Below are 14,200 nucleotides of genomic sequence, written 5' to 3' on the forward strand. Positions count from 1 at the left end.
TTCGGAACGAACCGTCAGAGTCGGAACACTAGCAGTTCGCCTACTCGTTCGTATCGAGATGCAGGCCGAAGCAATCGGGGCTGGTCAGCGCCGTCAGCGCGGCCCGGACGTCGCCGAGCTGCAGCTCCTCCGAGGCGCCGGTCGGCCCGAGGCCTGCCAGCGTCTCCACCGAGAACTGGATCTTGAGAAGCTGGGCATTGATCAGGCTGACCGACAGGCCGCGAGCCCGGCCGATGGCCCGCAACCGCTCGACGATGACCTGGATGGTGGCATAGGCGTCGAGCTTCTGGCGCCGCTCCAGCTTCGGCATGCCGGAAACGACGAAGTCGAGCGCGTCCAGGGCAGCGCCGATCCGCATGGGGCCTCGCAAGCATGTGTCGCATTGACGGGAGAGTTTGATACTCTCTCACAAGTCACGCACGCCTTGGAAGGGGTCTTTCGTCATGTCGGTGCAGCCAGCCGAGGATCCGGCCCCGGGCGATGCCTTCGCCTGCGATGCCATCGAGACCGTCATCGTCGCCCGCTCGCGCGACCTCGGCGGCTTTGCCGTGCGCCGCGCCCTGCCGAGCGCCCGCCGGCGCATGGTCGGCCCCTTCATCTTCCTCGACCAGATGGGGCCGGCGACCTTCCGGCCGGGCGAGGCCTTCGACGTGCGGCCCCATCCGCATATCGGGCTGTCCACCGTCACCTATCTCTTCGACGGCGAGATCGTGCATCGCGACAGCCTCGGCACGTCAGAGGCGATCCGGCCGGGCGCCATCAACCTGATGACCGCCGGCCGCGGCATCGTCCATTCCGAGCGCACCGGCCTGGAGGCGCGGCGCAGCGGCTTCTCGATGATGGGCCTGCAGGCCTGGGTCGCCCTGCCGCGCGAGGCCGAGGAGGGCACGCCCTCCTTCGACCATTACGGCGCCGAGGCCATGCCGGAGCTCGCCGGCGAGGGCAAGCGGGTGCGCGTGCTGATGGGCTCGGCCTTCGGCCTCGCCGCCCCGGTGCGCACGGACTGGGAGACGCTCTATCTCGACGCCGCCCTGGAGCCCGGCGCCCGCCTGCCGCTCGACGCCGATTGCGAGGAGCGGGCGATCTATGTCGCCGCCGGCGAGATCGACATCGCCGGCGACGTCTTCGGCGTCGGCTCGCTGCTGATCCTGCGTCCCGGCGACCGCCTCACCGTCACCGCCGTGACATCAGCCCGTTTCGCCGTGCTCGGCGGCGCCACCATGGACGGCCCGCGCCACATCTGGTGGAACTTCGTCTCCTCGTCCCAGGAGCGCATCGAGCAGGCCAAGGCCGACTGGAAGCTCGGGCGCTTCGACACCGTGCCCGGCGATCCGGAATTCATTCCGCTGCCGGAATGAGCTCCGGCAAGCCCGCCGGCCCGCTGCGCCACGGCTGGACCACCGGCGCCTGCGCCGCGGCGGCGGCCAAGGCGGCCTATGCTGCGCTGCTGACCGGGGACTTCCCCGACCCCGTCGCCATCACCCTGCCCAAGGGCCAGACGCCGGCCTTTGCCCTGGCGGTGCACGAGCGCTCCGCCGATGAGGCCATGGCCGGCATCGTCAAGGATGCGGGCGATGATCCCGACGTCACCCACGGCGCGCTGGTCAGGGCCAGCGTCCGGCACGGCCCGCCGGGATCGGGCGTCGCCTTCGTCGCCGGCGAGGGCGTCGGCACGGTGACCCGCCCCGGCCTGCCGCTGCCGGTCGGCGAGCCGGCGATCAACCCGGCGCCGCGGGCGATGATCCGCCAGGCCGTCGCCGAGAGCGCCGCCGCCCATGGCGGCTCGGGCGACGTCGTGGTGACGATCTCCGTTCCCGGCGGCGAGGCGCTGGCCCGCAAGACCCTCAACCCGCGCCTCGGCGTGGTCGGCGGCCTCTCCATCCTCGGCACATCAGGCATCGTCGTGCCCTTCTCCTGCTCGGCCTGGATCCATTCGATCCATCGCGGCATCGACGTCGCCCGCGCCGCCGGCCTCGCCCATGTCGCCGGCGCCACCGGCGCGGTCTCGGAGGAAGCGGTGGCCCGTCTGCACGGCCTGCCGGAGATCGCCCTGATCGACATGGGCGACTTCGTCGGCGGCATGCTGAAATACATCCGCAAGCATCCGATCGGCCGCGTCACCGTGGCCGGGGGCTTCGCCAAGATGACCAAGCTGGCGCAGGGCTTCCTCGACCTGCACTCGCGCTCCGGCGCCGTCGACTTCCGCTGGCTGGCCGAGCGCGTCGAGGCCCTCGGCGGCGAGGCCGAAACGGTCGCGGCCGTGGCGCAGGCCAACACCGCCGTCGACGCCCTGGAGATCGCCGCCCGCGCCGGCCTCGCCCTCGCCCCGGCGGTGGCGGCCGAGGGCTGGACCACCGCCGCCAGGGTGCTGGCCGGCACCGGCATCGGGCTCGACATCGCGGTGTTCGACCGGGAGGGCGGGCTGCTGGCGCGCACGGCGGAGCGGACGGCGGCGTGATGGAGGCCTAAACCCTGCCTTCCCATTGGGCTTGCCTAATGAGTAGGCTCCGATAGGGTGTGTGCATCACAAGAACAGTATCGGGCCCATCCTTGTCGATCGTCGCCGCGCTGCACCACCGCACCACCTATCGCTACGACCGCCCGGTCTCGCTCGGGCCCCAGCTCATCCGCCTGCGCCCGGCGCCGCATGCCCGCACCCGCATCCTGAGCTATTCCCTCAAGGTCGAGCCCGCCGGGCACTTCATCAACTGGCAGCAGGATCCGCACGGCAACTGGCTGGCCCGCCTGGTCTTCCCCGAGCTCGCCACCGAGCTCGACGTCGAGGTCGACCTCGTCGCCGACATGGCGGTGGTCAACCCGTTCGACTTCTTCGTCGAGGAGAGCGCCGAGGCCTTCCCCTTCGCCTATGCCCCGGAGCTTCGGCACGAGCTCGCGCCCTATCTCGAGGTCGACCCGGCCGGCGCCGGGCTCGAAGCCTTCATGGCGAGCCTCGACCGCAGCGCCCCCAACACCGTCAACTTCCTGGTCGACCTCAACCAGCGCCTGCAGCGCTCGATCGCCTATACCGTGCGCCTGGAGCCCGGCGTGCAGACGCCGGACGAGACGCTGGCGCTGCTCTCCGGCTCCTGCCGCGACACCGGCTGGCTGCTGGTGCAGGTGCTGCGGCGCCTCGGCATCGCCGCCCGCTTCGTCTCCGGCTACCTCATCCAGCTCAAGCACGACCTGAAGGCGCTGGACGGCCCGCGCGGCACCGACACCGACTTCACCGACCTGCACGCCTGGGCCGAGGCCTATATCCCCGGCGCCGGCTGGGTCGGCCTCGACCCCACCTCCGGTCTGCTCACCGGCGAGGGCCATATCCCGCTGGCCGCGACGCCGCACTATGCCGCGGCCGCGCCGATCACCGGCTCGCTCAGCGCCACCGGGCCGGTGGAGACCACCTTCGGCTTCGAGATGCGGGTGACGCGCATCGCCGAATCCCCGCGCATCACCCTGCCCTTCTCCGAGGCGAGCTGGCACGGGCTCGACGCGCTCGGCGAGATCGTCGACCGCGACCTCGCCGCCCAGGACGTCCGCCTCACCCTCGGCGGCGAGCCGACCTTCGTCTCCATCGACGACTACCAGGGCGAGGAGTGGAACACCGCCGCCGTCGGCCCGACCAAGCGCGGGCGCGCCGACGCGCTGGTCCGCCGCCTGCAGGCCTCCTTCGCGCCCGGCGGCCTGCTGCACTACGGCCAGGGCAAATGGTATCCCGGCGAAAGCCTGCCGCGCTGGGCCTTCGCGCTCTACTGGCGCAAGGACGGCCAGCCGATCTGGCGCAATCCCGAGCGCATCGCCCGCGAGCCGCGGGCGCTGAAGAACGGCCAGCGCCGCCGCGAGGATCCGCGCCCGGTGCAGATCCTCGCCGAGGGCGTGGCCGAGCGCCTCGGCATCGGCCCGGGCTATGCCATCCCCGCCTATGAGGACACGGCCCATTGGCTGATGCAGGAGGCGGGCCTGCCGGACAATGTCGACCCGACCGACTCCAAGCTGCGCGACCCGGAGGAGCGGGCCCGCATCGCCCGCGTCTTCGACCGCGGCTTCGACCAGCCCGCCGGCTATGTCCTGCCGGTGCAGCGCTGGAACGCCCAGGCGCGCGACGGCTGGATCAGCGAGCGCTGGAAGCTGCGCCGCGGCAAGCTCTTCCTGGTGCCGGGGGATTCGCCCGTCGGCTTCCGCATGCCGCTGTCCTCGCTCCCCTATGTGCCGCCGAGCTTCTATCCGCACGTGGTCGAGGCCGATCCGCTGGCGCCGCGCGGCGACCTGCCCGACCGCGAGGCGCTGAGCCAGCCCTACCGCAAGGTCGAGAGCCCGCCCGACCGACGCCAGCCCGTGCCCGACGGCGCCTCCGACATGGTCTTCGGCGTGGTGCGCACCGCCGTCGCCTTCGAGATGCGCGACGGCGTGCTCTGCGCCTTCATGCCGCCGGTGAGCGGCATCGAGGACTATCTGGAGCTGGTCGCCGCAGTGGAGGACACCGCCGAAGCCGAGGGCCTCACCGTGCACATCGAGGGCTATCCCCCGCCCTTCGACCCGCGCGTCAACGTCATCAAGGTGACGCCCGACCCCGGCGTGATCGAGGTCAACGTCCATCCCGCCGCCTCCTGGCGCGACTGCGTCGCCATCACCGAGACGCTCTACGAGGATGCGCGCCAGTCGCGCCTCGGCGCCGAGAAGTTCATGGTCGACGGCCGCCATGTCGGCACCGGCGGCGGCAACCATGTCGTGCTCGGCGGCGCGACCCCGGCCGACAGCCCGTTCCTGCGCCGGCCGGACCTCCTGAAGAGCCTGGTGCTGTACTGGCAGCGCCACCCCTCGCTCTCCTACCTCTTCGCCGGCCTGTTCATCGGGCCGACCAGCCAGGCGCCGCGCATCGACGAGGCCCGGCACGACAGCCTCTACGAGCTGGAGATCGCCCTCGCGCAAGTCCCCGGCCCCGGCGAGGGCTTCGTGCCGTCCTGGCTGGTCGACCGGCTGTTCCGCAACCTGCTCGTCGACGTCACCGGCAACACCCACCGCTCCGAGATCTGCATCGACAAGCTCTATTCGCCGGACGGGCCGACCGGCCGGCTCGGCCTCCTGGAATTCCGCTCCTTCGAGATGCCGCCGGACCACCGCATGAGCCTGGCGCAACAGCTGCTCCTGCGGGCGCTGATCGCCTGGTTCTGGCGCGAGCCGCAGGCCGGCGGCCTCAGCCGCTGGGGCACGGCGCTGCACGACCGCTTCATGCTGCCGCACTTCGTCTGGGCCGACTTCCTCGAGGTGCTCGGCGATCTCAGCCGTGCCGGCTATGATGTCGACCCGGTCTGGTACGAGGCGCAGCGCGAGTTCCGCTTCCCGCGCTACGGCAGCGTCGAGTATCAAGGCGTCGACATCGAGATTCGCGGGGCGCTCGAGCCCTGGCACGTGCTGGGCGAGGAGGGAATGGCGGGCGGTACGGTGCGCTATGTCGACTCCTCGGTCGAGCGGCTGCAGGTGCGGGTCGACGGCTTCAACCCGCAGCGCCACGTCGTCGCCTGCAACGGCCGGCGCGTGCCGCTGACGCCGACCGGACGCGCCGGCGAGGCGGTGGCCGGGGTGCGCTTCAAGGCCTGGCAGCCCGCAGCCGGCCTGCATCCGACCATCCCCGTGCACGCGCCGCTGACCTTCGACCTGATCGACCAATGGTCGGGCCGCTCGCTCGGCGGCTGCGTCTATCACGCCGCCCATCCCGGCGGGCGCAGCCACGAGACCTTCCCGGTCAATGCCTACGAGGCCGAGGCCCGGCGTCTCGCCCGCTTCGAGAGCATCGGCCACACGCCGGGGCCCCTGGCACCGCCGCCGCCCGAGCCCTCGCTCGAATTCCCGCTGACCCTCGATCTGCGCAGGCCGCGGCCATGATCCGTGCCTCCCGGCCGCCCCGCCATGCTCGTCCAGCCTAAGTCCGCCGGCTGGAGCCGGATCCTTGCCGGCTACGCCCCGCCGGCCGGCGGGGCGGACGAGCTCGTCGACGGGCGGGGCCGGGTCCGCAGCCACTGGGCGCCTGTTCTCGCCGAGCTGGCTGCCGGCGGCGCGGCGGGCATGCGCCAGCGCTTCGCCCTCGCCGACCGGCACCTGAAGGATTCCGGCGTCTATTACCGGGTCTACGACGCCGATGGCGGCGGCGAGCGACCCTGGCCGCTGTCGCACCTGCCGCTGGTCATCCCGGCGGCGGAGTGGCGCGGCATCGAGGCCGGCGTGATCCAGCGCGCGCAGATCCTGGAGATGATCCTGGCCGATCTCTACGGCCCGGCGCGGCTGGTGCGCGAGGGCGCCTTGCCGGCCGCGGTCGTGGCCGGCAACCCGGACTTCCTGCGCCCGCTCGCCGGGGTGACGCAGCGCGGCGGCGAGGAGCTCCTGGTCTATGCCGTCGATCTCGGCCGCGCCCCGGACGGACGCTGGTGGGTGCTCGGCGACCGCTGCCAGGCGCCGTCGGGCATGGGCTATGCGGTGGAGAACCGCCTCGCCATATCGGCCGCGCTGCCGGCGCTCTACCGCGACATGCATGTCGAGCGCCTCGCCGGCTTCTTCCAGGCGCTGCGCAGCGGTCTCGCCGCCAAGTTCGGGCGCGAGGGCTCACGCATCGGCCTGCTCACCCCCGGCCCGGCCAACGAGACCTATTTCGAGCACGCCTATCTCGCCCGCTATCTCGGCTTCCTGCTGGTCGAGGGCGGCGACCTCACCGTGCAGGACAACGTCGTCTATGTCCGCACCATCGAAGGGTTGAAGCGCATCGACGTGCTGCTGCGCCGGCTCGACGCCGACTTCGCCGACCCGCTCGAGCTCACCGCGTCTTCGCGCATCGGCGTGCCCGGCCTGGTGCAGGCGGTGCGCGCCGGCTCGGTGACGCTCGCCAACAGCCTCGGCGCCGGGCTCCTGGAGGCGCGGGCCATGCTGGCCTTCATCCCGGCGCTGGCCCGCCGGCTGACCGGCGAGGAGCTCAAGCTGCCCAATGTCGCCACCTGGTGGTGCGGCGATCCCTCGGTGCGCGCCGAGGTGCTGGACCGTCTCGACCAGCGGGCCCTGGCGCCGGCCTTCTCCCGCCCGGTGCCCGGCCTGACGCGCGACGGGCCGACGCTCGCCGCCGAGCGCGACGAGGCCGGCCGCGCCGGGCTCGCGGCGGCGATCGAGAGCCATGCGCTCGACGTGGTGGCGCAGGACGTGATCCGCCTCGCCACCATGCCGGTCTGGACCGGCGAGCGGCTGGAGCCGCGCCCCTTCACGCTGCGGGTCTTCGCCGTCGCCACGCCCGAGGGCTGGCGGGTGATGCATGGCGGCTTCTGCCGCGTGGCCGAGGGCAGCGATGCCCGGGCGCTGTCCATGCAGCGCGGCGGCCGCTCCGCCGACGTCTGGATCGCCTCGGAGGGCCCGGTCGAGAAGGTGACGCTGCTGCCCCAGCCCGACCGCGTCGCCATCCGCCGCCGCCTCGGCCACCTGCCGAGCCGCGCCGCCGACAACCTGTTCTGGCTCGGGCGCTATCTCGAGCGGGCCGAGGGCACGCTGCGCGTGGTGCGTGCCCTCGCCGAGCTCTCGGTCGAGGCGCCCGACGAGACCGGCGAGGCGCCGGCGCGCCTTGCCAACCTGCTGATCTCCTGGGGCGCGGCGGCCGCGGACGACCAGGGCGCCGACACGCCCAAGAAGGTGCGGGCAACGCTCGGCAACAGCCTCGTCGTCGACATCGACGAGATGATCCGCCAGGCCTTCGAGGGCGACGGCAACGGCGCCATCCCGGTCCTGGTGCGCGCCGCCGGGCGCACCGCCTCGGTGATCCGCGAGCGGCTCTCGCCCGACGCCACCCGTGCCCTGGCGGATCTCGGCCACATCATCGAGGAGGAGCGCGACCTTTCCCCGGTGGACCGGGCCGACAAGGCCCTGCGCGTGCTCGCCGCCCTCTCGGGCCTCGCCCAGGAGAACATGAACCGCATCTCCGGCTGGCGCTTCATGCAGATCGGCAAGCGGATCGAGCGCGGCATCCTCACCTGCCGCCAGGCGCGCCGGCTCGCCGGGGAAGGCGCCTCGGAGGGCGCGCTCGACGCGCTGCTCAAGGTCACCGACAGCCGCATCACCTATCGCGCCCGCTACCTCATGGGCACGCTGCGCCTGCCGGTGCTCGACCTGGTGCTGCTCGACGACGGCAACCCGCGCTCCGTCGCCTTCCAGCTCGGGCGCCTGGCCGACCATCTCGCGCATCTGCCGGGCGTGGCGGCGGAGGGCGAGATCGACGCACCGGGCAAGACCATCCGCCTGCTCAGGGCCACCGTGGAGGTGAGCGAGGCGCAGGAGATCGACGAGGCGATGATCCTGTCGATCGAGAACCGGCTGCTGACCCTCTCCAACGAGGTCACCGCCCGCTATTTCGGCCAGGGCGAGGTGCCGGTCGAGACGACGGAGGGCCTGGGCTGATGCTCTACGTCATCCGCCATACCACCACCTACAGCTATCGGGCCGACGTCTCGTCCGGCCGCTGCGTGCTGCACCTCCTGCCCGCCGACGCCGGGCGCCAGCGCGTGCTGTCGGCAACGCTGACCATCGATCCCGCTCCGGCCGAGCAGGCCGAGACCCTGGACTTCTTCGGCAATCGCACCAGCCATGTCCGCTTTTCCCGGCCTGCGGCGCGGCACCGCTTCGAATCGCGGGTCAGGGTCGAGGTCGGCGCCTTCGAGGCCCCGCACGCCCTGCTGACCCCGGCCTGGGAGAGCGTCCGCCGCGAGGCGCTGGCGACGGCGGACATCGCCGGCGGGGCGCCCGCCCACCAGCTTTTCGCCAGCCGCTACGTGCCGCTGCTCGATGCCGCCCGCGCCTATGCCCGCGAGTCCTTCACCCCCGGGCGCCCGGTGCTGGACGCCGCGGTGGCGCTGATGCGGCGCATCCATGCCGATTTCGTCTACGAGTCCGGCGCGACCGACGTCTCCACGCCGCTCGCCGAGGTGGCCGAGCGCCGCCACGGCGTCTGCCAGGACTTCGCCCATTGGATGATCGCGGGCCTGCGCGCCATCGGCATCCCCGCCGCCTATGTCAGCGGCTATCTCCGCACCCGGCCGCCGCCGGGGCGCCCGCGGCTGGTCGGCGCCGACGCCACCCATGCCTGGGTCTCGGTGTGGTGCGGCGCCGCCGGCTGGGTCGACCTCGACCCCACCAACGCGCTGGTGGTCGGCGAGGACCACGTCCGCCTCGCCATCGGCCGCGACTATGCCGACGTCGCCCCGGTCGGCGGCGTGATCATGGCCTCGGCCGGCCACACGCTGCGGGTCTCGGTCGACGTCGCGCCGGGAGGCTGAGGTCCTTCGGCGTCCGTGCGCCGGCTTGGTTCCCGGATGCCTCTGCTCTCCACCGTCCCGCCAGCCGGCAGCGCCGATCGGCTCGCGGGGCACGAGACGTCGGTGGCAAGGGGCGTGAGATCAGCCGAACAATCTTCGATAGTCCCTGGGCGTCATGCGCTTCAGCGCGCGGAACTGGCGATTGAAATTCGCCAGGGAGGCATAGCCGACCGCGCCGGCGATGTGGCCGATCGATTGTGTCGTCCCCGACAGGCGCGCGCAGGCATCGCCGATCCGCATATGGGCGAGATAGTCCGATACGGCCTTGCCGGTATGTTTGAGAAAGAGCCGGTGCAACCCCGACTGGCTGAGAGCCGCCAGGTCGGCAAGCTCGCCCAGCGTGATCGTCCGGGCGTAATTCGCATGGACATGGGTCAGAACGCGGTCGATGCGCTCACGCGTCTGAGCCGGCGCGCCGATCAGGGCGGAGGTCGTCGCGAGCGCTTCCGCATCGTCGCCGGCAAGATGATGCAGAAGGTGGAGGAGCGTCAGCAACCGATCGACCGGTGGGCTTGAGAACAGGCGCTCGAACCGCTCCCGCACCGGAGCGGCGGCACCCGGCGTGAAGCGCAGGCCGCGGCCGGCGCGGGCCAGCATTGCGTCAATGCTGCGAAATTCGATGAAGTCATGGGTCACCTGCCTGATCCGGTCGGGATGGAACCAGACGACGAGCGCGACATGGGGCTTCCCGTCCTCGATCTTTTCGCGGGAGTACCAGGTGTGGGGCAGGTTCGGGCCGACAAGGACGAGATCGCCATCGTCATAGTCGCCGACATGGTCGCCGATAAAGCGCTTGCCGCGCGAGTTGAGGGTGAGCGTCAGCTCGTATTCCGGATGATGATGCCATTGAAACGGGATGGACTCGTCGAGCCGGCGATTGAGGCGGCTGATGGAGCTTTCAGGCTCGTGGGTCAGCGTTTCTCGATAGGATCGCATTTCGCGCATCGCCGGATCAAAACGCCAAAAAAGTATCAGAACTCGCCAGAGCGAGGCAACATCCAGGGCCAAGGCGCCGCTACATCTTTCTTCGTCGCGTGAACCATCCGGATGTGGAGATGGAGGAAAAGATGCAAGCCGCTCGGAAACTCGACGCCCACCCCACGACGAAGGCGATGAGCATCCAGTTGAAGGACATGAAGAAGACATTGCCGCTCCAGGTCTTGTCGGCCCAGGACTGGGACCATTGGATCACCCGGGGCTATGTGATCGTCCGCCAGGCCGTTCCCGCAGCGAATGTCGAGCATCTCGTCACTCTGCTCTGGGACTTTGACGAGAAAGACCCGAATGATCCCTCGACCTGGTACGCGCCGCAGCGGCGCGAGCACAAGATGAAGGAGCTCAACAACACCGGAATGCTCGAGATCTACAATCACCAGTATCTCTGGGACAACCGGATGGAGCCGCGAGTCTACAACGCCTTCGTCGACATCTGGGACCGCCGGGATCTCTGGGTGACGATCGATCGCGCCAATCTCAACCCGCCGAAAAGGGTCAAGGGCAATCCGAACGGCTTCATTCACTGGGACGTCGATACGTCGATACGCCCGCTGCCGATCGGCGTGCAGGGCGTCCTGAGCCTCAAGAAGCAGGACGGGGACGTCGGCGGCTTCCAGTGCGTGCCCTGGTTGTTCGAGCACTTCGACGAGTGGGTCAGGACGCAGCCCGGCGATCGTGATCCGATGCATCCCGACATGGCCGGGCTGTCGGTGGTCAATATCGACATGGAGCCCGGCGACCTCCTGATCTTCAACTCGCTGCTCGCCCACGGCGTCCGGCCGAACCATTCGGAAGGCCGCGTGCGCATGGCGCAGTATATTTCCATGCATCCAGCCGAGCACGACAATGTCGAGGAGCGAGAGGAACGAATCCGGCTGTGGCGCGAGCTCGATCACCCCAGGCGCGACGCTTTCCCCGGCGATCCGCGCGCGTGGGAGAAGAAGAACGCAAGAACCGCCGAGCTGTCAGCGTTGGGTCGCAACCTTCTCGGCCTCGATCCCTGGTAAGGCGGCCATGCCGTCGGCACCCGATGGGGGAGCCGACCCCTACCGGTCGGCCAGCTGGAAGCCGGCCCAGAACGGGTCGCGATCGTCGACGAAGAGGGTGTTGAGGCCGGTGATGCGGGCCCAACCCTCGACCGAGGGCACGATGGCGGGCAGGCCCGCCACCTCGGTCAGCGCCTCGACCCGGCCGGTGAAGGTGGAGCCGATGATGCTCTCGTGCACGAAATCCTCGCCGAGGGCGAGGCGCCCGGTGGCGTGGAGCTGGGCCATGCGGGCGGAGGTGCCGGTGCCGCAGGGCGAGCGGTCGATCGCCTTGTCGCCGTAGAACACGGCGTTGCGGGCGCTGCTGCCCGGCTGCTGCGGCCGGCCGGCCCACAGCACGTGGGTGAGCCGGTCGAGCGCCGGGTTGGCGGGATGCACGATGGCGTGGCGGGCGTTGAAGGCGGCGCGCAGCTTCGGGCTGAGCGCCAGGATCTGCGAGGGCTGCAGGTCGGAGAGGTCGGCATAGCCCGGCTGCGGCTCGACGATCGCATAGAAATTGCCGCCGAAGGCGACGTCGACCGCGATCTCGCCGAGGCCCGGCACCGCGACGGGATAGCCGCGCCCGAGGAGGAAGGACGGCACGTTGGTCAGCCGCACGCTGCGCACGAAGGGGCCGTCCATCTCGTATCGGGCCTCGACCAGGCCGGCCGGCGTGTCGAGGCGGAGCAGGCCCGGCTCGCGCGGCGTGACCAGGCCGTGCTCGACGATGGCGGTGACCGTGCCGATCGTGCCGTGGCCGCACATCGGCAGGCAGCCCGAGGTCTCGATGAACAGGAGGGCCACGTCGCAATCCGGCCGGGTCGCGGGATAGAGGATCGCGCCCGACATCATGTCGTGGCCGCGCGGCTCGAACATCAGGCTGCGGCGGATCCAGTCGAACTCGGCCAGGAAATGCTGGCGCCGCTCGAACATGGTGGCGCCGGCCAGCACCGGGATGCTGCCGCCGGTGACCACCCGCACCGGATTGCCGCAGGTATGGCCGTCGATGCAGAAGAAGCTGTGGCGCGCCATGGCCGACGTCCTAAGCGGCTCGCGCCGGCTCCAACCCCGGCAGGACCGGCCGGGTGGCCAGGGCCCTCGCCATCAGCACCTCGATCTCGGCGCGCTCGGCGCCGTCCAGCGCCAGGCGCGGCGGCCGGGTGCGCTCGCTGCCGCGACCGGCGATCGCCTCGCACAGCTTGATGCACTGCACCAGGTCTGGCCGCGCGTCGAGGTGCAGCAGCGGCATGAACCAGTCGTAGAGCGCCATCGCCTCGGCGAAGCGGCCCGCCCGCGCCAGGCCGAACAGCGCCTCGCCCTCGCGCGGGAAGATGTTGGACATGCCCGAGACCCAGCCGACGGCGCCGAGGGCGGCGCATTCGAGCACCACGTCGTCGAGGCCGCAGAAGGGGATGAAGCGCCCGCCGGTGAGGTTGCGCAGGTCGACGAAGCGCCTGGTGTCGCCCGAGGACTCCTTCACCGCGACGATGGTGTCGACATCGGCGAGGGAGGCCAGCATCGCCGGCGTCACGTCGCTGCGATAGGCCGGCGGGTTGTTGTAGATCATGACCGGCAGGTCGCCGGCGCTCGCGACGGCGCGGAAATGCGCCAGCGTCTCGCGCGGCTTGGCGGGATAGACCATCGGCGGCAGCACCATCAGCCCGTCGACGCCGGCCCGCGCCGCCTGGCGCGCGGTCTCGATCGCGAAGGCGGCGGTGTATTCGGCGATGCCGGCGATGACCGGCAGGCGGCCGCGGGCGATGCCGGCGGCGAGCTCCATCAGCGCCGCCTTCTCAGGCCCCGTCAGCGCGCAGTTCTCGCCGACCGTGCCGCACATCACCAGGCCCGAGACCCCGTCGGCGATCAGCGCCTCGATCACCCGCCCGGTCGCATCGAGATCGACCGTGAGGTCCTCGCGGAACTGGGTGGTGACCGCGGGAAACACGCCCTTCCACGTCGTCCTGGGATCCGGCATCGCGGCATCTCCTCCGATTATGTCGACAGTTTGTATACTTCCATGGACAATCGGTCAAGCGGGAAAAACAGTTTGTCGACAAGGGAGGGTCGGCCGCGGTAAAGCGGGGACATGAGGGACCCTGACATGACCGGGACGGACGCAGCGGCACCGCGGCGCGGGGCAGGCTCGCCCAAGATCTACGAGGCGCTGAAGCGCGACATCCTGGAGATGCGCCTCGCGCCGGGCGACGGGCTCGACGAGACCTCGCTCTCCGAGCGTTTCGGCATGTCGCGCACGCCGGTGCGCGAGGCGCTGGTGCGCCTGGTCGCCGAGGGGCTGGCGACCACCCTGCCCAACCGCAACACCGTCGTCACCGCGCTCGACTTCGCCAACCTGCCCAACTATCTCGACGCGCTGACGCTGATGTACCGCGTCACCACGCGCCTCGCCGCCGGGCGCCGGCGGCCCGAGCACCTCGCCCTGATGCGCGAGCAGCAGGGCCGCTTCGCCGCCTGCGTCGCCGCGGCCGACGCCATCGGCATGATCGAGACCAACCGCGACTTCCACCTCGCCATCGCCGCGGCCGGGGGCAACCGCTACTACACCGACCTGTTCGCCCGGCTCCTCAACGAGGGCATGCGCCTGCTGCGGCTCTACTACCGCACCTTCGAGGACCATCTGCCGCGGCGTTACGTGGAGGAGCACGAGGCGATCATCGCCGCCATCGCCGAGGGCGACGCCGAGCGCGCCGACCGGCTCGGCGCCGAGCACGCCGCCCAGATCGTCGCCCAGTTCCAGCGCTTCCTCGAGCCGCGGCTCGGGACGGAGATCGCGCTGGGGGCGTGAGCCGGCCTCGACATTCGCCGCCCGCCTCGCCATCCTGCGCC

The 14,200-nt window shown here is 71.0% G+C and carries 11 protein-coding genes; 7 read left to right on the top strand and 4 right to left on the bottom strand.

Annotated features, from left to right (window positions below; translation table 11 throughout):
- Positions 1–40 precede the first annotated feature (40 nt).
- Entirely contained in the window at positions 41–358 is a 318-nt protein-coding gene (locus tag QO011_RS01715; RefSeq protein WP_307266820.1) for a hypothetical protein, read from the bottom strand.
- Positions 359–443: 85 nt separating this feature from the next.
- Between QO011_RS01715 and QO011_RS01720 the strand changes: the two genes are divergently transcribed.
- The 5 genes from QO011_RS01720 (at position 444) to QO011_RS01740 (ending at position 9,296) form a co-directional block, all read left to right on the top strand.
- Positions 444–1,358, top strand: a complete 915-nt coding sequence (locus QO011_RS01720; RefSeq protein ID WP_307266822.1) for a pirin family protein — start codon at positions 444–446, stop codon at positions 1,356–1,358.
- Entirely contained in the window at positions 1,355–2,458 is a 1,104-nt protein-coding gene (locus tag QO011_RS01725; protein ID WP_307266824.1) for a cobalt-precorrin-5B (C(1))-methyltransferase, read from the top strand. The genes QO011_RS01720 and QO011_RS01725 overlap by 4 nt, the downstream gene beginning before the upstream one ends.
- Before the next feature lie 92 nt (positions 2,459–2,550).
- Entirely contained in the window at positions 2,551–5,880 is a 3,330-nt protein-coding gene (locus tag QO011_RS01730; RefSeq protein ID WP_307266828.1) for a transglutaminase family protein, read from the top strand.
- Positions 5,881–5,904: 24 nt separating this feature from the next.
- Positions 5,905–8,421 carry a circularly permuted type 2 ATP-grasp protein gene (locus tag QO011_RS01735; RefSeq protein WP_307266831.1) on the top strand — a complete coding sequence of 839 codons (2,517 nt, stop codon included), beginning with the start codon at positions 5,905–5,907 and terminating at the stop codon, positions 8,419–8,421.
- Positions 8,421–9,296, top strand: a complete 876-nt coding sequence (locus QO011_RS01740; protein WP_307266834.1) for a transglutaminase family protein — start codon at positions 8,421–8,423, stop codon at positions 9,294–9,296. Before QO011_RS01735 ends, QO011_RS01740 begins: the two co-directional genes overlap by 1 nt.
- Positions 9,297–9,416: 120 nt before the next feature.
- On the opposite strand, the gene QO011_RS01745 is transcribed toward QO011_RS01740, so the two are convergent.
- Positions 9,417–10,271: a helix-turn-helix domain-containing protein gene (locus tag QO011_RS01745; RefSeq protein ID WP_307269188.1), complete on the bottom strand. Its 855-nt coding sequence runs from the start codon at positions 10,269–10,271 to the stop codon at positions 9,417–9,419.
- Positions 10,272–10,402: 131 nt separating this feature from the next.
- Between QO011_RS01745 and QO011_RS01750 the strand changes: the two genes are divergently transcribed.
- Positions 10,403–11,338, top strand: a complete 936-nt coding sequence (locus tag QO011_RS01750; RefSeq protein ID WP_307269191.1) for a phytanoyl-CoA dioxygenase family protein — start codon at positions 10,403–10,405, stop codon at positions 11,336–11,338.
- 39 nt (positions 11,339–11,377) lie between these two features.
- On the opposite strand, the gene QO011_RS01755 is transcribed toward QO011_RS01750, so the two are convergent.
- Together QO011_RS01755 and QO011_RS01760 are read right to left on the bottom strand one after the other, a co-directional pair.
- A complete protein-coding gene (locus QO011_RS01755; protein ID WP_307266836.1) occupies positions 11,378–12,388 on the bottom strand; it encodes a 4-hydroxyproline epimerase in 1,011 nt (336 codons plus the stop codon).
- A gap of 10 nt (positions 12,389–12,398) precedes the next feature.
- The gene (locus tag QO011_RS01760; RefSeq protein ID WP_307266840.1) at positions 12,399–13,331 is read right to left on the bottom strand and encodes a dihydrodipicolinate synthase family protein; all 933 of its coding nucleotides are present in this window, start codon (positions 13,329–13,331) and stop codon (positions 12,399–12,401) included.
- A 126-nt stretch (positions 13,332–13,457) separates the two neighbouring features.
- Between QO011_RS01760 and QO011_RS01765 the strand changes: the two genes are divergently transcribed.
- The gene (locus tag QO011_RS01765; RefSeq protein ID WP_307266842.1) at positions 13,458–14,159 is read left to right on the top strand and encodes a GntR family transcriptional regulator; all 702 of its coding nucleotides are present in this window, start codon (positions 13,458–13,460) and stop codon (positions 14,157–14,159) included.
- The last annotated feature ends 41 nt before the right edge of the window (positions 14,160–14,200 follow it).

Origin of the sequence: Labrys wisconsinensis (assembly GCF_030814995.1) — a bacterium.
GTDB classification, from domain to species: domain Bacteria; phylum Pseudomonadota; class Alphaproteobacteria; order Rhizobiales; family Labraceae; genus Labrys; species Labrys wisconsinensis.

Coding starts and splice junctions, on each gene's coding strand:
- QO011_RS01715 (WP_307266820.1), bottom strand. CDS start 358: ATGCGGATCGGCGCTGCCCTGGACGCGCTCGACTTCGTCGTTTCCGGC.
- QO011_RS01720 (WP_307266822.1), top strand. CDS start 444: ATGTCGGTGCAGCCAGCCGAGGATCCGGCCCCGGGCGATGCCTTCGCC.
- QO011_RS01725 (WP_307266824.1), top strand. CDS start 1,355: ATGAGCTCCGGCAAGCCCGCCGGCCCGCTGCGCCACGGCTGGACCACC.
- QO011_RS01735 (WP_307266831.1), top strand. CDS start 5,905: ATGCTCGTCCAGCCTAAGTCCGCCGGCTGGAGCCGGATCCTTGCCGGC.
- QO011_RS01740 (WP_307266834.1), top strand. CDS start 8,421: ATGCTCTACGTCATCCGCCATACCACCACCTACAGCTATCGGGCCGAC.
- QO011_RS01745 (WP_307269188.1), bottom strand. CDS start 10,271: ATGCGATCCTATCGAGAAACGCTGACCCACGAGCCTGAAAGCTCCATC.
- QO011_RS01750 (WP_307269191.1), top strand. CDS start 10,403: ATGCAAGCCGCTCGGAAACTCGACGCCCACCCCACGACGAAGGCGATG.
- QO011_RS01755 (WP_307266836.1), bottom strand. CDS start 12,388: ATGGCGCGCCACAGCTTCTTCTGCATCGACGGCCATACCTGCGGCAAT.
- QO011_RS01760 (WP_307266840.1), bottom strand. CDS start 13,331: ATGCCGGATCCCAGGACGACGTGGAAGGGCGTGTTTCCCGCGGTCACC.
- QO011_RS01765 (WP_307266842.1), top strand. CDS start 13,458: ATGACCGGGACGGACGCAGCGGCACCGCGGCGCGGGGCAGGCTCGCCC.